Here is an 18,666-nt window from a genome sequence, read left to right as displayed (position 1 = left end):
ATGTCTTCCGCCGCTCTCCACCGCCGCCGTGTCAGCGTCCCCCTCGCACTCGCGGTGGTCGCGATCGTCTTCACCGGGGCGATCTTCGGCTTCTTCTATGCGTGGATCTGCTCCACGATGTGGGGGCTCGACGCCGTCGATCCGGCGGTCGCGATCACGGCCATGAACGCGATGAACGCGTCGGTGCGCAACGGGGTGTTCGCTCCGGTGTTCTTCGGGACAGTCGTCGTGCTGGCGGCGGCATCCGTCGCCGCAGCACGGAGTCGCCATCGTCGCGCGGCCATCCTGCTCGGCGCGGCGACCGTGATCTACGTCGGCGGCGCGGTCCTGCTGACCCAGCTCGTCAACGTGCCCATGAACGAGGCGCTGGCGGCCATCGCCATTCCGGCGTCGCGCGAGGAGGCGGCGGAGATCTGGTCGGCCTACTCCGGCAGGTGGCAGCTGTTCAACGTCATCCGCACCGTCGCATCCGGGACGAGCCTCCTGCTGAGCTGCCTCGCGCTGGTGCGGGTGCTCTCGCGCTGAGCCTCCGCCGAGTGCACGGCATCCTGCCGACTGCACGGCCTGATCGCGTCGACAAGTCGTGTGTTCGACGGCATCCCGTGCACTCGCGGGAGGCCGGGGGAGGGGCGCTCAGTGCGCGTGCACCTCGTCGCCGATGCGGATGACACCGCCGCCGGTCGTGGACCATCCGGGGAGCAGGAGGCGACCGAGCGTGGGCTCCTGCTGATCGAACGCCCGGGTCAACGTGGTGAGTACCTTCGCGTCGCGCTCCCCGGTGTCGGGGTTGGCATGCGTGGCGAGGCAGCGCACGATCGGGCCGGCCGCGCGGAGCGTCACCTCCCCGATGCGCACGTCGCCGGTCCAGTCGAGCTCCTCCCAGGCGTCGACACCGTCGATCACGATGTTGGAGCGGAAGCGGCGATCATCGATGCGCAGCGGCAGTGCCTCTCCCAGAGCTGCGACGCTGGCGCGGCTGTGCACCGAGAGGTATCCCTGCGGGCGGTCCTGGAAACGGGAGGTCTCGCCGTCGCCGACGAGCACCAGGGGGAGCCGACCCGGCCGCTGGAGGCGACGGGCATCCGATGTCGTCAGCACGAAATCGGTGATGGCCTGCGCCAGCTCTTCCCGGCCGGCGTCGTCGAGTCCGGCTTCGACGAGCACCGAGCCGTCGAGCTCGACCCTGACCCGCGCCGACGCGTGGTCATAGCTCGTGCGCAGCGCCGCCAGTGCGGGGAAGTCCTGGAGGGCGAGTCCTTTCGCCTTCGGCCAGTAGTCGAGACCGTCGCGGTCCTCGGGCTCGGCGGCATCCGCGAATCGGAACGCCAGCACCCGGTCGCCCACGACACGGCCATCCGGCTGCACGAGCATCGACTCGAGCGGTTCGGGAGTGAATCCCTTGATCGGGTAGCGGGTGAGGGCGACGACGCGAGGCATGAGGCGATCCTCTCAGGAAGCGGACGCATCCGGGCAGGACAGGCATCCGGGCACGTTGAAACCCCCGTGGGTCGCACGGGGGTTTCAACAGATCAGGCGGTCAGGCCTTCTCTAGTTCATCCTCATCTTCGTCGGCATAGTCATCAGCCCACTTGTCGACGTAGGCGTCTTCGTCGGTCGGGTGAGCCAATTCGCGCTCGAGCGCGGAGTAGTTCACCGACGGACTGTACGCCTTGAGTTCGCGGGCGATCTTTGTGTGTTTCGCCTTCTGACGGCCACGGCCCATGCGCGAGACCCCCTCACGAGTTCAGCTCTGGGCGACAGGAGCCCGAGGCATTTCACGACACCGGATAAAGCCGGTAAGAGTAGCATTCAGAATAGCACGCGGGTAGACCCCTCTGGCTGAGGCCAGGCTGGTGAAGGGAACGATCATCATGACCGACAACACCTCCACACCGTCCGACGAGGCGGCACAGAACGCCTCGTTGCAGAAAGCCGTGATCGTCGGCATCCAGCCGGATCACGAACGCCGTGTGCTCGATGAGGCGCTGCGCTTCGCCCGGTTGCTCGGCGTACCCCTCGTCGTGGTGCACGTCGACGTCACGCGATTCGTCACGTACGAGGACCCGGACGGCTACGTGCACTCGGCGCCGATCGACATCAACTTCGACGCCGGAGCTGCCGAGTTCGAGGCCGTGCAGGCGGCTGCCGCGGAGGTGCTCGACGACTCGGGCATCACCTGGACGGCGCGCCAGCTCGTCGGGGATCCGGCCCTGGCGATCAAGCAGCTCGCCAACAAGCTCGATGCCCAGCTGATCGTGGTGGGCACCCGCAAGCGCGGGATCGGCGAGTCGATCCGGGAGTTCTTCACCGGATCGGTGGCCGCGCGGCTCACGCACCGTCAGCACCGTTCGGTGCTGGTCGTGCCGTTGGGGGAGTCCGTGCCGGACACCCAGAAGGAGATCTGGCCGGAGTAGGCAGTCCTGCTCGGCAGGTTCTGCTCGCGCGTCGGGCTCTCTCGGGTGACGGGCCTGCTTGGGTGACGGGCTCTCTCGCACGTCGGGCGCTCTCGCGCGACCGCCGCTCCGCCGCGAGTGGGCGCATAGCGTCGCTTCCCCCCGCGGTAGGCGACCATTCGCGACGTCCGCTGTTCGGCAGACGTCGCGAATGGTCGCAACGCGAGGGGTGATGCGACGGATTGCGCCGTGCGCGAGAGCCGCAACCCCGTCTCAGAGGCGCGACAGGCCTGCCGTCACCGCGTGGGATGCCGCGTCGAGCGCGTGCTCGAGTTCGGTGACGACGGATGTCGGCAGGGTGCCGCCCTTCGCCACGTGCGTGCGCAGGTCGGTGCGCACCTGAGCGCGGAAGGCGTTGATGAGGGCATCCGCACGGTGCAGCTCCTCGCGGCTGGTGGCGCGCGCGTCGTCGGAGGCTGCGCGCGGTCGGGACTTCGCGGTGCTGCGCTCGCCCTGCTCTGCGGCGGCGAGGTCGGCGCGAAGGCTCTTCATCGCGTCCTGCACGCTCTGGCGCACCTCGTTCGCGATCAGGCGCACCGAATCCGCGAGACCGGACTCGATGCCGGCGAGGTCTCCTTCGCGGGATGCCAGCTCGGCGCGTCCGGTGTCGGTGATCGCGTAGATCGTGGTGCGGCCGTCGACGGTCTTGGTGACCAGGCCCTCTTCCTCGAGCTTCGCCAGCCGCGGGTAGATCGTGCCGGCGCTGGGGGTGTAGGTGCCGCCGGTGCGGTCCGTGAGCGCCTGGATGATCCCGTAGCCGTGCTGAGGGGACTCCGCGAGGAGCGACAGCAGGTACAGGCGCAGATCGCCGTGGGAGAAGACGGCGGGGCTCATGATTCCCACTCCGCGTCTTCGGTGATGGTGGCCGGCGTGCGACGCAGCACGGTGACGCCGCCGGAGACGGAGTTCGCGCGCAGATCGACGAAGCGTCCGGCGAGCTCGCCCGTGGAGCCGGTGTAGTTGCTCGGGCCCGAGGAGCTGCGCTCGACGCCATCGATGAGGAGGCGGCCGCTGAGCGAGCGGATGACGTAGTTCGCGGCGAGTGACTCGTCGAGCCGCACCGTGGTTGCGCCGGAGACGGTGTTCACGTTGATGGTGTTCACGTCTCCCGCGGCGTCGATCAGGGTCGCTCCGGAGACGCTGTCGACCGTCGCCTTGCGGATCGTGCCCGTGGCGGCGACGTCGCCCGAGACGCTGTTCGCGCTGATCGAGCCCGTGAGGCCACGCACCTGCACGTCGCCGGAGACGGAGTTGACGGTGAGGTCGCCGATCAGGGTGTCGACGATGAGGTCGCCGGACACGGTGTTGAGGCGGGCGTCGTTGCGGATGCCGGACACGAGTGCCCCGGCGCTCACGACGCCCAGGTTCAGGGCGATCGCGCGCGGGACGGCGACGCTCACCTCGGCGCGGGGCCCGCCGGAGCCGAAGTTGCGGAACACCTCGAGGAAGTTGTCCCAGCCCAGCTGAGGGTGGTCGATCTCGACCTCGCCGTCGTGGGATTCCACGCGGAGGTCCTTGATGGTGACGCCGTGCACCTCGATGCGGATGCTCGGCTCGTCGTGGGCGATGATGTCGACCTGACCGCCGACCAGGCCCACCTTGAGTCGGGTGACGGATTCGATGTCGATCACGCGTTCCTCGCCGGGGGCGATGAGCCACTTCTCGGTCATGTCTGCTTCTCCTGTGTCGATGGTCACGATATATCGTGTTTGAGAACAGTAACACGATATATCTCGACTCTGTCAAGAGGCTGCCAGGGCTCTGCCAGCTTCGGGGAGTTGACATTGACGCAACGTCAACTTCTATCGTGAAGACATCCTCGGAACCACGGAAGGAGAACACCATGGATGACGCGGACTGGTCGATCCAGGAGATCGCGCGGCTCGCCGGCACCACCAGTCGTACGCTGCGCCACTACGACGACATCGGGCTGCTGCCGCCCACGCGCATCGCGCCCAACGGCTATCGGCATTACGACGCCGGGGCGCTGGTGCGGCTGCAGCGCATCCTGCTGCTGCGCGAGCTCGGACTCGGCCTGCCGCAGATCGCCGACGTGCTCGGCCCGTCGACAGGCTCAGGTACCCAGGAGGCGACAGGCTCAGGGACCGCGGCGGCCGAGGCATCCGCTCTCGAGACCCACCTCGCGCTGCTGCGCGAGGAGCAGAACCGGCTGCGGCGGCAGATCGCCTCGGTCGAATCCACCATCGAGGCATTGAGAGGAGGTGAAGAACTCATGGCAGAGAACATGTTCGACGGCTTCGACCACACGCAGTACAGGGAGGAGGTCGAGGAGCGTTGGGGCACGAAGGCCTACGCCGACGGCGACCGTTGGTGGCGTGGCATGACCGATACCGAGCGCGCCGCCTGGCAGCAGCGCGTGTCCGACCTCGGCCGCGACTGGATCGCCGCCGCGGAGAGCGGCGTCGACCCGGCATCCGCCGAGGCGCAGGATGTCGCGCGGCGTCACATCGAGTGGCTCACGGGCATCCCCGGTACTCCGGCGAGTGCGCCGGGCGGCGACGTGAAGGCCTACGTGATCGGACTCGGCGAGATGTATGTCGCCGACCCGCGTTTCGGCGCCAACTACGCCACCGCCGACGGCGACACCCGCGGCGCGGAGTTCGTCCGGGACGCGCTCCGCATCTACGCGGACGGCAACCTGTAGCCCGCTGCGGGGTCGGGAACGCATCGGAGTCCATCGATTCGGGTGCGCTTCCGGCCCCGCGCGGAGCGGCCGGTGCTCTTCCGGCCGCGCCTCGCTTCGCACAGATCGAGACGTCACGGCAAGGCCGAGATCGGATGCCGACCCTGGGCGTAGTGTCGTGCCATGGCCGCCCGACGCAGACGCACCGATGCCGCACCGCTCTTCGCGGCGGCTGCGGCCGCCTACACCGCGAACGTCGCTCTCGGCTCGGCCGTCGCCGCCAGGATCATCGACACGAGCGGCTTCCGCTGGCTGCACCACGCGATGTACATCGCCACCTGCGTGACATCCGCCGCGGCGTTCTCCGCGGTGTTGTGGGGGCGACCGAAGGACACGAGCCGGAGGGCCGCCCTCGCGCTGGCCCCTGCAGCGGTGCCGCTCGCCGCGATCCCCTACCTCGGAAGCCGCAGCCGGCGGCATCCGCTCACGGCGCTCGCCGCCGCCCCCTTCATCGTCGCGGGCCTGGTGTGCGCGTGGCGTCCCGCCGATCGGAAGTGACCGCATGGAACTGCTCGATGCCATCCGCCGCCGCAAGACCACGAACGGGCCCTTCCTGCCCGACCCCGTCTCGGAGGAGCATCAGCGGGTGCTGCTCGAGGCGGCGGGGCGCGCGCCGTCGCAGCTGAACAGTCAGCCGTGGCGCTTCGTCGTGATCGAGAGCAGGGACACGATCGACCAGATCGCCCGCATCTCCGGCGAGAGCATGACGGAGGCGATGTCGAACGGCACGTTCTTCGAGCGCTACAAGCCGTACTTCCGCTTCAGCCAGGCCGAGATGGACGAGAAGCGCAACGGGATGCTGTTCGACAAGCTCCCCGCGGCGCTGCGGCCCTTCACGAGTCAGGTCTTCACCAAGCGTGGGCAGACCCTCATGAACACCTTCGGGGTCCCCAAGACGCTGGGGGCGGAGAACCGCAAACTGGTGGCGGGGTCGCCGCTGCTGCTCGGAGTGATGCTCGACCGCAGCGAGTACCGGCCGGGGCAGCTGTCGTCGTTCTACTCGGTGTTCAGCATGGGAGCGGCCATGGAGAACATCTGGCTCACCACGGTCGAGCTGGGCATGGGCATCCAGTTCATCTCGTTCCCGATGGAGGTGCCCGGACGCTGGGACGAGATCGTGCGCCTGCTCCACGTGCCGGACGACCTGGAGCTGATGGCGGTCTACCGGCTCGGCTATCTGCCGCCCGAGCAGCGTCGGCCGGCGATCGACTGGTCGAGCAGCCAGCGCCGCCTCGCCTCGCAGTACGTCTTCCGGGAGAGCTGCGAGACCCCGCAGCAGGGGTGGGATGCTCCGATCGAGTGACCGGACTCGCTGCGGGAGTGCGGCTCAGCGCCGACCCGTGCGGGGCAGCTCCTTCAGGTCGCGCAGCGCGGGTCCCTCGATGCGCGTGCCGTCGGGGGCGAACCGTGAGGCATGCAGCGGGCAGTCCCACGTGCACTCCGCGTCGTTCCACTCCAGCACCCCGCCGAGGTGCGGGCAGACGGCGTCGACCGCGCGGGTGACGCCGTCGACGGTCGAGATCGCCACCGGGAGCCCGGCGCGGTTGGCGACGACGCCCTCGCCCTCGTCCGGCTGAGGGACCGGCACGGACCGGGACTCGGCCTCCGACCACCCTGACGCCAGCGCGACCGCGACCTTGCCGCCCTCTGTCGCGCCGCGCACGAGGTCGGCGGCCATGGTCAGGCGGGTGGCGAACGTGTTCATCCACCGCGGGCGGTCGTTCCAGCTGGTTCCGAGGATCTCGGCCGTCAGACGCATCGCGGCCGCCGGTGCGTTCGACAGGCCCCACTTCGCGTAGCCGGTGGAGAAGCGGATGCGCCCGAGGCCCCGCGGCATCGCACCGACGAAGGGGATGAGGTTGTGCGACTCGTAGTCCTGCGCCGACCATCGGTGCGTCTCCTCGGCGCCGGGGAAGTGCGCCTGCGTCCACGACACGATGTCTTCGACCGCCGCCTTCTCGCCGTCCGAGCGGCCGACCGGATGGCCGTTCCCTCCCACCACCAGCTGCGCTGCGGCCGCCGGTCCATCGGCGTCGGTCACGGAGCGGATGGACCTGGTCGGGCCGTCGACGGAGAGGAACGTCCCCTCCGGCAGCTCGCCGGGAACGCGGAACGAGACGCAGTACGAGCGCAGTCCGCGGATCTTCGCGAAGTAGAGGCCGCGGTCCAGGATCGGGGTGCCCGTCGCGATCACGATGTGGTGGGCGAACAGCGGCCCGTGCGCCGTCTCGACGCGGGTGTCTGGCAGCGCGTGGGCGCCGGTGACCCGGGTTCCGGTGTGCAGCGTCCCTCCTGCCGCCAGCAGTTCCTCGACCAATGCCCGTGCGATCTGCACAGGGTCGATCGCCACCTGGTCGTCGAGGGCGACCGCGCCGGAGATCGGGAACGGCACGGACGGCAGCTCCTCCGGCGTGAGCATCCGCGTCGGCAGCCCCGCCTCCTGCGCGGCGTCGTGCTGGGCCTGCAGCGTCTCGAGTCCGCCGCGCCCCTGCGCATAGGAGTGGTCCGTGCGGCGCGTGTACGAGACGCCGGCGCCGTCCGCGAAAGCGGTCAGCCAGTCCATCCCCGCGCGATTGGCCTCGACGTACGCCCGCACCAGCGCGGCGGGGTGATGGCGGCGGATCTCGGCGAGCTGGTGGCCCTGCAGCAGTGAGAGCTTGCCGGTGTTCCCGCCGGTGGCGAGTTCGGCGACCTCTCCCGCGTCGATCACGGCGACGTCGCGCCCGGCGCGGGCGAGCATGACCGCGGTCGTCAGTCCGGTGATCCCCGCGCCGACGACCACGACGTCGTGCCGGGATCCCGGCGAGAAGTCCGAGCCGAGGGGGAGGGGCGCGCCGGTCTTCCACAGAGGGTTCATGTGCTCAGTCAACGCCCCCGACGGGCCGACACCCAACGCCTTGACATTCCCGTGGCGCGCTGGCAGTGGGGACTACAGTGGCCACCGTGAACCTCCGCCGCGTGCTGCTCGTCGCCCTCGGCGGCACCATCGGCACGGCGGCCCGGCTCGGGCTCGGGCTGCTGATCCCCGAGAACGGCGGGTTCCCCACGGCGGTGCTCATCGCGAACCTCCTCGGCGCGCTGCTGATCGGCGTGCTCGCCGCGCGTCTGCCGGCGTCGCACGAGCTGCGCGTGCTCATCGGGACCGGCGTGCTCGGTGGCTTCACCACATACAGCGCTTTCATGACCGGGACCCTCGCGCTGTGGACGGACGCGCCGATCGTGGCGGTCGCCTACGCGCTCGGCTCGCTCGTGCTCGGACTCGGTGCCGCGGCCCTCGGGCTGCGGCTGGGACGCCGTCGGCACCGAGGGGCGGCGGCATGAACCCGCTGCTGTTCCTCGCCGCCGCGCTCGCCGGCGGAGCGGGCGCGGTTCTGCGCTACCTGGCCGACCTCGGCGTCGCACGGTTCGCGGGGAGGCGGTTTCCGTGGGGCATCCTCCTGGTGAACATCTCCGGCTCCTTCGCCCTGGGAGTCGTGACCACGGCGCTGCCCGAGGGGGCGTTCGTGCTCGGTGCGGGGCTGCTCGGCGGCTACACCACGTTCAGCACGGCGATGCTCGACACGGTCGCGCTCTGGCGCGACGGCGAGGGACGGGCGGCCGCCGTCAACGCGATCGGGATGCTCGTGCTCGGGCTCGTCGCCGCAGGGCTGGGTCTCGCGCTCGGAGCCGGTCTGCGCTGAGTGCGGAGGCTGGCGGCACCGGGCTCCCAGCATCCTTTCACCGCAAGAATGTACAAACGTACATGTACAGCTGTTCCGGGGGTGGTCATGGGGGAAGTCGCGCGTCGCCGCCGCGACCCTGAGGCGCGCCGCCGGGAGATCGCGCAGGCGGCAGCCGAGCTCATCGTCGAAGTCGGCACCGACGCGATCACGCACCGCCTGGTCGCCGCCAGAGCCGGAGTCCCGTTGGGCGCGACCACGCAGTACTTCGACACGCTCGACGACCTGCGCACCGCCGCGTTCGGAGTGCTCGCCGACGAGGTCGACGGACGGCTCGAGGGCGTGCGTGCTGTGCTCGCCGCCCAGGGGGTGAGCCCCGCCGTGCTCGCCGCCCTCATCGTCGAAGGTCTCGAGGACGCCCGTGCCGTCCAGGCCGATCGCGCCGTCGTCACGGCCGCCGTCCACGACCCCCGCCTCCGCGAACTCGCCCGCCACCTCTCCGAGCAGCTCACCGCCATGCTGGAGCCGAGCTACGGCACCGAGCGCGCGACGGCCGCCACGATCTTCATCGACGGGGTGATGTGGAGCGCGCAGATCCGTGACGCCCCGCTCGACCGTCCCTTCATCGAGACCGCACTGCAGCGCATCCTCGGCGAACCCGCATCCGTCCGTCCTGCCGCGCAGCCCGCACCCTGAACCGAGGAAACAGCCTTGTCGAATCTCGCCGTCCTGAGCTTGAAGAACCGCGCGCTCATCGCCCTGATCACGATCGTCGCCGCGGTGTTCGGCGGTCTCGCGCTCACGAGCCTGAAGCAGGAGCTCATCCCCTCGCTCGAGCTGCCGAACCTCGTGGTCATGACCACGTACCCCGGCGCCTCGCCCGAGGTCGTCGAGAACGACGTCTCGACGCCGATCGAGTCCGCGATCCAGGGAGTGCCCGGTCTCGAGGGCACCAGCGCGACGAGCACCACCAACGCCTCGATCGTGCAGGCGACGTTCGCCTACGGCACGAACCTCGCGACGGCCGAGCAGAAGATCCAGCAGTCGATCAACCGCATCTCCTCCGATCTCCCGGATGACGTGACCCCGCAGGTGCTCGCGGTGGCGATCGACGACTTCCCGGTGATCCAGGTCGCGGTGACCGGATTCGACGACGCCGAGAACGCGCAGGCCGAGCTCGAGAGCATCGCGATCCCCGAACTCGAAGACGTCGACGGCGTCAACGCCGCGCAGATCGTCGGCGGCATCGGCCAGCGCATCAGCATCACACCGGATGTCGCGAAGCTCGCCGCCGCAGGCCAGAGCACGCAGGCCATCAGCTCGGCGCTGGAGCAGAACGGCACGCTGTTCCCCGGTGGTGACATCACTCAGGACGGTCAGACGCTCACCGTGCAGACCGGCGCGAAGATCACCTCGGTCGACGAGATCGCCGCTCTCCCGCTGGTCGGCACGACCCTGACGATCGGCGATGTCGCGACGGTCGAGCAGGAGTCCGACCCGATCTCCTCGATCTCGCGCGTCGACGGCAAGGATGCGCTGTCGATCTCGATCACCAAGCTGCCCGCGGCCAACACGGTCGAGGTGTCGCAGGGCGTGATCGCGGCTCTCGACGAGATCGGCAAGGCGTTCCCGGATGCCGAGTTCACGATCATCTTCGATCAGGCGCCGTTCATCGTGCAGTCGATCGACACCCTGGCCACTGAGGGCCTGCTCGGTCTCGTGTTCGCGGTGATCGTCATCCTGGTGTTCCTGCTGTCGATCCGCTCGACGCTCGTGACCGCGATCTCGATCCCCACCTCGGTGCTGATCACGTTCATCGGTCTGCAGGCGTTCGGGTACTCGCTGAACGTGCTGACGCTCGGCGCGCTCACGATCGCGATCGGTCGCGTCGTCGACGACTCCATCGTCGTGATCGAGAACATCAAACGGCACTACGTCGGCGACGCGGACAAGGGCGATGCCATCCGTCTGGCGGTGCGCGAGGTCGCGGCGGCGATCACGGCGTCGACCATCACCACGGTCGCCGTGTTCCTGCCGATCATGTTCGTCGGCGACATGGTGGGCGAGCTGTTCCGGCCCTTCGCGATGACGGTGACGATCGCCATGGTCGCCTCGCTCCTAGTCGCCCTGACCATCGTGCCCGTGCTCGCGTACTGGTTCCTCAAGCCCGGCAAGGAGCTGCTCGACGACAGCGGTACCGCAATCGATCCCGAGCACCCGGATGCACCGCCGACGTGGCTGCAGCGCGGCTACCGTCCGATCCTCGGCTGGACGCTGAAGCATTCCGGCATCACCGTGATCCTGGCGGTCGTGGTGCTCGGCGCGACCCTCGCCGCCGCGCCGCTGATGAAGATCAACTTCCTCGGTGACAGCGGTCAGAACACCATGACCGTCACCCAGGACCTCGGCCCGTCCGCGAGCCTGCAGGCCAAGTCCGACGCCGCGGTGTCGGTGGAGGACGCGCTGCTCGACATCAAGGGCATCGAGCACGTGCAGGCCTCGATCGGATCGAGCGGCTCCGCGCTGCGCGACGCCTTCTCCGGTGGCGCCGGCATCACCTACTCGGTCCTGACCGACGGCGACGCCGACCAGGAGGCACTGCGCGCGAAGGTGCAAGACGCGATCGACGGACTCGGCGACGACGTCGGAGATATCGCGGTCGCGGCGTCGGCCGGCTTCGGTTCGAGCGACATCGAGATCACCGTGTCCGCCTCGAACGCCGACGACCTGAACACCGCGACCTCGGCCGTCGTCGACGAGCTCAAGGGGCGTGACGGCATCAGCCAGGTGACCGACAACCTCGCGGCGGCCCTGCCGTACATCGCCGTTGTGGTCGACCGCGAGGCCGCCGCACAGCGCGGACTCTCGGAGGTCGCCGTCGGGTCGATCGTGTCGAACACGATGCGTCCGCAGCAGCTCGGCTCGGTCGAGATCGACGACACCGCCCTGACGGTGTACCTCGTCACGCCAGAGCCGCCGACCACCGTGGACGCGCTCAAGGAGCTCGCTATCCCGACGCCGCTCGGCGTGGTGCAGCTGCAGGACATCGCGACGGTCGAGCAGCGCAACGGCCCGACCTCCATCACGACGGAGCAGGGTCGCCGCACCTCGACGATCACCGTGCCTCCGGGCACCGACAACCTCGCGGTCGCGACGCAGTCCGTGAGCGAGGCTCTCGCCGCTGTGGACCTGCCAGACGGCGCCTCGGCCGAGGTCGGCGGCGTCGCCTCGCAGCAGGCCGACTCGTTCTCGCAGCTCGGGCTCGCGATGCTGGCCGCGATCCTGATCGTGTACGTGGTGATGGTGGCGACCTTCAAGTCGCTGCGCCAGCCGCTGCTGCTGCTCGTCTCGGTGCCGTTCGCGGCCACCGGTGCGATCCTGCTGCAGATCGTCACGGGTGTGCCGCTGGGCGTGGCCTCGCTGATCGGTGTGCTGATGCTGATCGGCATCGTGGTCACCAACGCGATCGTGCTCGTCGACCTCGTGAACCAGTACCGCGAGAAGGGGCTGTCGACCATCGACGCGGTCAAGGCCGGTGGCGAGAAGCGTCTGCGTCCGATCCTGATGACGGCTCTGGCCACGATCTTCGCGCTCACGCCGATGGCTCTCGGCATCACCGGACACGGCGGGTTCATCTCGCAGCCGCTGGCCATCGTCGTGATCGGCGGTCTGATCTCGTCGACCGTGCTGACGCTGATCGTGCTGCCGACGCTCTACAACCTCGTCGAAGGTGCCAAGGAGCGTCGTCAGGCGCGCAGGGCCGGGCGCTCCGACGGCGCACCCGTGCCCGCGCTCGCCGGTGCGGATGCGGCTGCCGCGGTCGCGGCCGTGCACGGCCCGCAGTCGGAGGGGTCGTCGGAGGCGCCGTCGGAGGCGCACCAGCTGACCCGCCGCGAGCTGCGCGAGCGCGGGGAGTAGTCCCCGGTCGTACGCGCCTCAGGATGATCCGGCCTCGTGCCTCTGCAGACCCCTGTCTGCGGGGCGGCGGGGCCGGACTGTCCTGAGTTGTGAATGCGGGCGGCCGGCCCGGGCGTGCTCAGTCCAGAGTGATGCCCCAGCGCAGGATCCAGCTCTCGTCCGGGGCGAGTCGGCGTACGCCGAGGCCGCTGTTGAAGGCGTCGGCAGGTGCCGTCATCGGCTCGATCGCGACCGCGAGCGGCTGCCCGGGGTACAGGGGAGTCGTGTACACCTGCACGAAGTCGAAGCCCTCGCCCTGCCAGAGCGTGACGCGGCGGCCGTCCGGTGCGGTGAGCGAGTGCCGCACCAGACCGTCGGCGTCGCGGGTGAGGTCGGTGAAGCCGGTGTCGAGCGTGACATCGCCGAGCCGCACCCCGTCGCGCAGGCTCTGCGGTGCGGCGGCGGTGCCCGTCGGGAGCATCCGGTCGTCGGTCTCGAACTGCGTCGCGGCCGGTACGCGCAGCACCAGGTCGTGCGGGTCGACGTCGCCGATGGTGACGAACGGGTGGGTGCCGAGCGCGACCGGCGCCGCCGTGTCCGACCGGTTGGTGAGGGTGTGTGTGACCTCGACCCCGTCGGCCGTCAGCACATAGGTCACGGTCGTCTCGATCAGGTACGGGTAGCCGGTCTGGGGCACGATCGTCGCGCTGAGCGTGACGGCCGACTCGCTCTGCGCGATCTCGTACGCGGTGAAGCGCAGCAGGCCGTGGCTCGCGTTCGACAGCTTCGGCTCGGTGATCGCGAGCTGGCGCGGGGTGCCCTCGTCGTCCCAGCGACCGTCGCGCACGCGATTCGGCCAGGGGGCCAGCACCACGCCGGAGCATGCCGGAGTCGGCTGGGCGAGCGGATACGGGGGAACGAGGTCGACGCCGCTGACGCGGAGCGAGCGCAGCGACGCGCCGACCTGGGCGATCTGCGCGGTGACCTCGCCGAGCTGGAGGGCGATCTGGGTGCCGGTGGGGGATGCGGTACTCACTCCGTCATCGTAGGGCCCTCGGTGCGTTCACAACTCCGCAAGAACCGGCGCCCTCGGCCCGAACCGGCCCCGGATCGCGCCCTCGACGCGGGTTCTTGAGGAGTTGTGAACCGTGCGCATCGGGCACTCTCTCAGCCGCGTCGGCTAAAGTGGTCCGGTCGGCTTCGGACAGCCGCGCAGTGCGCGGACGTTTTCCTGTTGAAGTGTGAGTCCAGGGGCCGATGGTGAGCGTCCATCGACGCGCATGAACCATCACATGAATAGCCCCAGCTCCTCACCGACCGGCCCTTGAGTCGTTCCCCAGGTGCGCGCGTGCGCGCGGCGCTGTTCTCGTGCGAGAACGAAAGACAGACCCATGCCTAAGAGCAAGAAGCCCCAGGGCGGCCGTCCGGCCCGCAACTTCGAACCGCGCTACGGCGCGAACAAGACGTCGTTCCACGACCGTCACCACGGCGCACCCGCCCGTGACGGTGCGCGCCCCGAGCGCGGCGGACGCACGGATGGCCGCGGCGGACGGTCGGATGCCGGCGAGCGCCGCAGCGCGCCCGCAGCCGGTGGATACGACCGTCGCCCCGGCAGCCGCAGCGCCGGACACCGCGGTTACCGCCCGGCTGAAGCCGAGGGTGGCGCGCCCAAGCAGCGCTGGAGCGCGCAGGAGCGCGCCGGGCGCGACGAAGCCCGCGGCATCCGCAACCGCGCGGAGTCCGGTCGCCGTGACGCCCCGCACCACCGCGACGAGCGTCCGCGCACCGGTGGCGGGTCGTACGACCGCGCCGCCGAGCGTCCCCGCTACAACGATCGCGCCGCTCAGCGCCCCACCGGTCCCGGCACGTACCGCGACGACCGCGGCGGTCAGCGCTTCGGTCGCGACGAGCGCCCGTCGAGTGCCGGCGATCAGCGCCGTGGCTTCCGCGACGGCGACCACCGCTCCGGTGACAGCTCGCGTCGCGACGACCGCGGCGGCCAGCGGTTCGACCGTGACGACCGTCCGCGTCGCGACGACCGCGGAGCCCAGGGCCGTGGCTACGGTGACCGCCCGAACCGTGGTGCCGAGCGTTCGGATCGTTCGTTCGACGCCGATCGCGCGCGCCGTTCCTTCGACCGTGACCGCACGCAGCGGTCGTTCGACGGTGGCCGGGACGAGCGTCCCCGCACCGGCGAGCGCAGCCGCCCCGCGACCGGCGGCGCCTACCGCACGGAGCGCGTGCGTCCGCTGACCTCGGACACCCGTGGTCGGCCGGCGCACAACGAGCGTCCGAGCCGCAACAACTGGAACGCCGCCCCGAGTGCTCCGAGCCGCGGAGCGAAGTTCGAGCAGACCGAGGACGTCGTGCACGAGCGCCTCGAGGCGCAGGCCGTGCAGGCCGTCGAGGTCGCCGATGTGACCTTCGGCGACCTGGGCCTCGGCTCGAACATCGTGGAGACCCTCGCGGGGCTGGGCGCGGCGAAGCCGTTCGCCATCCAGGCGGCCAGCATCCCCGCCGTCCTGCAAGGACGCGATGTGCTCGCCCGCGGCCGCACCGGCTCCGGCAAGACCATCGCCTTCGGCGCCCCGCTCGTCGAGCGCGTGCTGCAGTCGCAGGCCGGCAAGCGCCGCGAGTTCGGTCGCTCCCCGCGCGCGATCATCCTCGCACCGACGCGTGAGCTCGCGCTGCAGATCGACCGCACGATCCAGCCGATCGCCCGCAGCGTGGGTCTGTTCACCACGCAGATCTACGGCGGTGTCCCCCAGGGGCGGCAGGTCGGAGCACTCAAGAAGGGCGTCGACATCGTGATCGGCACGCCCGGCCGCATCGAGGACCTGGTCAACCAGGGCAAGCTCGACCTCTCGGACTGCCGCATCGCGGTGCTCGACGAGGCCGACCACATGTGCGAGCTCGGGTTCGTCGAGCCGGTGCAGCGCATCCTCCGTCACACGGCCGACGGCAGCCAGAAACTGCTGTTCTCGGCGACGCTCGACCGTGAGGTCGCGGCTCTCGTCGACGAGTTCCTCGTGGAGCCGGCGGTGTTCGAGGTCGCCGGCGAGGACCAGGGATCCAGCACGATCGAGCACCGCGTGCTCGTGATCGAGCACCGGGACAAGGCCGACATCCTCACCTCGCTCGTCGACCGCGAGGGCAAGACGCTGGTCTTCGCCCGCACCCGCGCCTACGCCGACATGCTCGCCGAGCAGTTCGACGATGCCGGCATCCCGGCGGTCTCGCTGCACGGTGACCTGAACCAGGCCAAGCGCACGCGCAACCTGGAGCGCCTCACCTCGGGACGGGTGAACGTGCTGGTCGCGACCGATGTCGCCGCCCGCGGCATCCACGTCGACGACATCGACCTGGTCGTGCAGGCCGACGCCCCGGACGAGTACAAGACGTACCTGCACCGCTCTGGTCGCACCGGCCGCGCCGGTCGCACGGGCCGCGTCGTGACGCTCATCACGCGTCAGCGCCAGCGCCGCATGACCGAGCTGCTCGACCGCGCCGAGATCGATGCGCCGTTCGAGAACGCTCGCGTGAACGACGACATCATCGAGGAGATCACCGGTCGCGTGCCGACCGCCGCGCAGCTCACGAGCTGAGCCGCCTTCCCCACTCAGGACATCACACCCGAAAGGGCCCGGAACCACGCGTTTCGGGCCCTTTCGGCGTCGTGCATCCTGAGTTGCGGACGGGGCGATGGGTATTCCTCCCCACCAGGGTCGGCGAGATATCCACATAGTCTGGAGTAATGCGCAAGAACCGGGGGATCGTTCGTGGTGTGTCACTGCTGCTCGGAGGGGTGATCGCGCTGACAGCGTTGGCCGGGTGCGCCAGGAAGTCCGAAGACCTCGAGGAGCAGGTCGCGAAGGACCCGGCCGTCTCGTCGATCGAGGAGACGGCCGACGGCGAGTACCAGGTGACGCTGGACGACTCGACGCCGCCCGATGACCTCGCCGATATCGCCGGACGGCTGAACGATCTCACCGAGTCCGTGACCGATGACGATGTCGTGCTGCGGCTGCGGGCCGGCGCCTGGCAGTGGACGCTCAGCGGTGATGCGGGTGAGCGAGCGGATCTCGCGCAAGCGGTGAGTGAACTCGTCGGAGTGGACGGCATCCTGCAGGGCAGGGTCTGGTCCTCCGAGGATGCGCTCGGCATCGAGGCGGTCGCGGAAGCGGGTGTGGAGCCGGTGTCCGTGGTCATGCCGCTGGCGGATGCGGCTGCCGCGGGACCTCTGACGGGTGGACTGCAGCTCAAGGTCTCGGATGTACACGAACGGTCGACCGTGGAGACGAGGAATCCCGAAAAAGTGAAGCCCGCGCTCGAGGCTGTCGTCGAGGTGGCGGCGCTCGCCCCGATTCAGAGGTACTCGCTCGACGATGAGTCGCTGTCGCTGCGCATGCGTTCCGTCGAAGGGGCCGCCGCCGCAACACCGGTCGTCGATGCGCTGAATGCCGGTGACTCGGGGGTTGGGGTCAGCCTGATCAGCGGCATCATCAGTGCCCCCGCGGCGCAGCAGGACCTCGCTGCCCGCCTCAGCGCGATCCTCACCCCGATCGACGGTGTCATCGGGGCTTCGATCGATACGCATGGGCCCGCGGCGTTGCACCTGTCGGTGACCACGACCGATGCCGAATCTGCGGCGACGGTGCAGCAGGCGCTCCTCGCGACACCCGACCTGCAGGCGTTCAACTCTCTCCAGCTGTTCGTGCTGAAGCAGGACGAACCCGGCACGTGGGCTACGGGTAAGACCATGAAGGAGAGGGGCTTCGTCGAGAACTTCGAGCGGGCGCTCTCACTCGCCGGCACGGAGGGCGTACGATCCGCCGCGATCGGTCCGCTCGAGCTCGACGTGGTGCTCGAGCACGGAGCCGATGCGGCGGCAGTGGCCCCGGCGATCAAAGCGGCGGCGCTGCGCGACCAGGAGGCCGAGATCTTCGGCTCGACGAGCTGGGGACCGGAGAAGGACCGCGCGCTCTACTCGTTCGACGTCACCGGCAAGTTGCACGTGAATCTGGTGAACGGGTACGGCGACGAGGACGCCTTCGTCGAGGCCTGGAACGACGCGCCCGACCTCTGAGCGCGGCCGCAGGTCGCTGAGAGGTCAAGACACGCCGCGGCCCCTGTGTCGGCTGCGGCGTGTCTTGACCTCTCGTGGGGTACTAGGACAGCTCGTGCTCGTGGATCGTCGTGGTCGACGACGTGCCGTTCAGGTCGAGGAAGAGCACCTGCTCGGTCACGGTCAACGTGATCGTGTTGCGGCGTGCGATCAGCGGCACTGCGGCGTCGATGAATCCGGGGTCGAAGCTGTACACGCGGATCGCGTCGGAGCGGTGGATCTTCTTGCCTGCCCACGGCGCCATCACCTTGGCGGGGTCGCGGTGCGTGTAGACCACCGTGCGCTCGGCGAGGCGGCTGCCGTAGTGCAGGCGTTCGGCGTCGGGCGCGCCGACTTCGATCCAGGCCGTGACCTGCCCGGTGAGGTCGCGCACCAGCACAGCCGGGTCTTCGGTCGATGAGATGCCGTCGCCGAAGACGATCCCCTCGGTGTACTCGAGTCCGAGTGCCAGGATGCGGGTGAGCATGTAGGCGTCGGTCTCGGACGGGTGGCGGGCGACACGCAGCGAGAAGTCGTCGTAGACCCCGCGATCCATGTCCGCCAGTTGAACGTCGAACGTGTGGATGGTGGAGCCGATAGCCATAACCGAGAAGCCTACGCGTCCGCGGAGGCGTGCCGGTGCGTCAGCGTCGGGCGGTCGGGTGGGATGCGGCCTCGTCGCGGTCGCGGAGGAGCACCATGCCGATCAGTACCAGGGAGGCGCCGAGCGCCGCGGCCCCGACGACTGCGAGCGTGGTGCCACCGCCCTGGGGAAGGACGGTGCCGACGATCGTGGCGGCGAGACCACCGAGGAACAGCAGGGCGACGTATCCACGGAACATGCCTTCA

19 protein-coding genes are annotated in these 18,666 nt (G+C 69.7%); 11 read left to right on the top strand and 8 right to left on the bottom strand.

The features are described from left to right. On the top strand, positions 1-525 hold the full coding sequence (locus tag ACIOVG_RS05400; protein WP_400869883.1) for a DUF1772 domain-containing protein: 525 nt from the start codon (positions 1-3) through the stop codon (positions 523-525). A 108-nt stretch (positions 526-633) separates the two neighbouring features. On the opposite strand, the gene ACIOVG_RS05395 is transcribed toward ACIOVG_RS05400, so the two are convergent. Together ACIOVG_RS05395 and ACIOVG_RS05390 are read right to left on the bottom strand one after the other, a co-directional pair. Next, positions 634-1,437, bottom strand: a complete 804-nt coding sequence (locus ACIOVG_RS05395; protein ID WP_400869880.1) for an MOSC domain-containing protein — start codon at positions 1,435-1,437, stop codon at positions 634-636. A gap of 100 nt (positions 1,438-1,537) precedes the next feature. Continuing rightward, on the bottom strand, positions 1,538-1,723 hold the full coding sequence (locus tag ACIOVG_RS05390; protein WP_017204296.1) for a DUF3073 domain-containing protein: 186 nt from the start codon (positions 1,721-1,723) through the stop codon (positions 1,538-1,540). 148 nt (positions 1,724-1,871) lie between these two features. Between ACIOVG_RS05390 and ACIOVG_RS05385 the strand changes: the two genes are divergently transcribed. After that, complete coding sequence (locus tag ACIOVG_RS05385) at positions 1,872-2,414, top strand: universal stress protein (protein WP_400869877.1); 543 nt, start codon at positions 1,872-1,874, stop codon at positions 2,412-2,414. 252 nt (positions 2,415-2,666) lie between these two features. On the opposite strand, the gene ACIOVG_RS05380 is transcribed toward ACIOVG_RS05385, so the two are convergent. Both ACIOVG_RS05380 and ACIOVG_RS05375 read right to left on the bottom strand, forming a co-directional pair. After that, on the bottom strand, positions 2,667-3,287 hold the full coding sequence (locus ACIOVG_RS05380; protein WP_400869875.1) for a PadR family transcriptional regulator: 621 nt from the start codon (positions 3,285-3,287) through the stop codon (positions 2,667-2,669). After that, positions 3,284-4,123: a DUF4097 family beta strand repeat-containing protein gene (locus ACIOVG_RS05375; protein ID WP_400869872.1), complete on the bottom strand. Its 840-nt coding sequence runs from the start codon at positions 4,121-4,123 to the stop codon at positions 3,284-3,286. The genes ACIOVG_RS05380 and ACIOVG_RS05375 overlap by 4 nt, the downstream gene beginning before the upstream one ends. Positions 4,124-4,296: 173 nt before the next feature. Between ACIOVG_RS05375 and ACIOVG_RS05370 the strand changes: the two genes are divergently transcribed. The 3 genes from ACIOVG_RS05370 to ACIOVG_RS05360 all read left to right on the top strand — a co-directional run bounded on the left by ACIOVG_RS05370 (position 4,297) and on the right by ACIOVG_RS05360 (position 6,460). Further along, positions 4,297-5,118: a MerR family transcriptional regulator gene (locus tag ACIOVG_RS05370; protein ID WP_400869870.1), complete on the top strand. Its 822-nt coding sequence runs from the start codon at positions 4,297-4,299 to the stop codon at positions 5,116-5,118. A gap of 162 nt (positions 5,119-5,280) precedes the next feature. Beyond that, positions 5,281-5,655: a hypothetical protein gene (locus ACIOVG_RS05365; RefSeq protein ID WP_400869867.1), complete on the top strand. Its 375-nt coding sequence runs from the start codon at positions 5,281-5,283 to the stop codon at positions 5,653-5,655. 4 nt (positions 5,656-5,659) lie between these two features. Further along, positions 5,660-6,460 (top strand): nitroreductase family protein, encoded by an 801-nt coding sequence (locus ACIOVG_RS05360; protein WP_400869864.1) that lies wholly within the window; start codon positions 5,660-5,662, stop codon positions 6,458-6,460. 24 nt (positions 6,461-6,484) lie between these two features. On the opposite strand, the gene ACIOVG_RS05355 is transcribed toward ACIOVG_RS05360, so the two are convergent. Beyond that, positions 6,485-8,014 (bottom strand): FAD-dependent oxidoreductase, encoded by a 1,530-nt coding sequence (locus tag ACIOVG_RS05355; protein WP_400869862.1) that lies wholly within the window; start codon positions 8,012-8,014, stop codon positions 6,485-6,487. Positions 8,015-8,100: 86 nt separating this feature from the next. On the opposite strand from ACIOVG_RS05355, the gene ACIOVG_RS05350 reads away from it, so the two are divergent. From ACIOVG_RS05350 to ACIOVG_RS05335, 4 genes are all read left to right on the top strand, one after another. Continuing rightward, on the top strand, positions 8,101-8,478 hold the full coding sequence (locus ACIOVG_RS05350; protein WP_400869859.1) for a fluoride efflux transporter FluC: 378 nt from the start codon (positions 8,101-8,103) through the stop codon (positions 8,476-8,478). After that, entirely contained in the window at positions 8,475-8,837 is a 363-nt protein-coding gene (locus ACIOVG_RS05345) for a fluoride efflux transporter FluC (RefSeq protein WP_400869856.1), read from the top strand. Before ACIOVG_RS05350 ends, ACIOVG_RS05345 begins: the two co-directional genes overlap by 4 nt. 87 nt (positions 8,838-8,924) lie before the next feature. Beyond that, positions 8,925-9,512, top strand: a complete 588-nt coding sequence (locus ACIOVG_RS05340; protein WP_400869853.1) for a TetR/AcrR family transcriptional regulator — start codon at positions 8,925-8,927, stop codon at positions 9,510-9,512. Positions 9,513-9,527: 15 nt separating this feature from the next. Continuing rightward, positions 9,528-12,734 (top strand): efflux RND transporter permease subunit, encoded by a 3,207-nt coding sequence (locus tag ACIOVG_RS05335; RefSeq protein ID WP_400869850.1) that lies wholly within the window; start codon positions 9,528-9,530, stop codon positions 12,732-12,734. A gap of 118 nt (positions 12,735-12,852) precedes the next feature. Here the strand turns inward: ACIOVG_RS05335 and ACIOVG_RS05330 are convergent, their stop codons facing one another. Then, complete coding sequence (locus tag ACIOVG_RS05330; RefSeq protein WP_400869847.1) at positions 12,853-13,749, bottom strand: aldose 1-epimerase family protein; 897 nt, start codon at positions 13,747-13,749, stop codon at positions 12,853-12,855. A 355-nt stretch (positions 13,750-14,104) separates the two neighbouring features. Between ACIOVG_RS05330 and ACIOVG_RS05325 the strand changes: the two genes are divergently transcribed. Then, the gene (locus ACIOVG_RS05325) at positions 14,105-16,318 is read left to right on the top strand and encodes a DEAD/DEAH box helicase (RefSeq protein ID WP_400869844.1); all 2,214 of its coding nucleotides are present in this window, start codon (positions 14,105-14,107) and stop codon (positions 16,316-16,318) included. A 149-nt stretch (positions 16,319-16,467) separates the two neighbouring features. Beyond that, positions 16,468-17,799, top strand: coding sequence for a hypothetical protein (locus ACIOVG_RS05320; protein ID WP_400869841.1), 1,332 nt, complete (start codon positions 16,468-16,470; stop codon positions 17,797-17,799). An 82-nt stretch (positions 17,800-17,881) separates the two neighbouring features. On the opposite strand, the gene ACIOVG_RS05315 is transcribed toward ACIOVG_RS05320, so the two are convergent. Beyond that, complete coding sequence (locus tag ACIOVG_RS05315) at positions 17,882-18,421, bottom strand: YaeQ family protein (RefSeq protein WP_400869838.1); 540 nt, start codon at positions 18,419-18,421, stop codon at positions 17,882-17,884. A 40-nt stretch (positions 18,422-18,461) separates the two neighbouring features. After that, positions 18,462-18,659: a hypothetical protein gene (locus tag ACIOVG_RS05310; RefSeq protein ID WP_400869835.1), complete on the bottom strand. Its 198-nt coding sequence runs from the start codon at positions 18,657-18,659 to the stop codon at positions 18,462-18,464. Positions 18,660-18,666: the final 7 nt, after the last annotated feature.

This window comes from Microbacterium sp. NPDC087591 (assembly GCF_044743625.1).
GTDB lineage: Bacteria > Actinomycetota > Actinomycetes > Actinomycetales > Microbacteriaceae > Microbacterium.
This window is presented reverse-complemented; position numbering and strand designations above follow the sequence as displayed.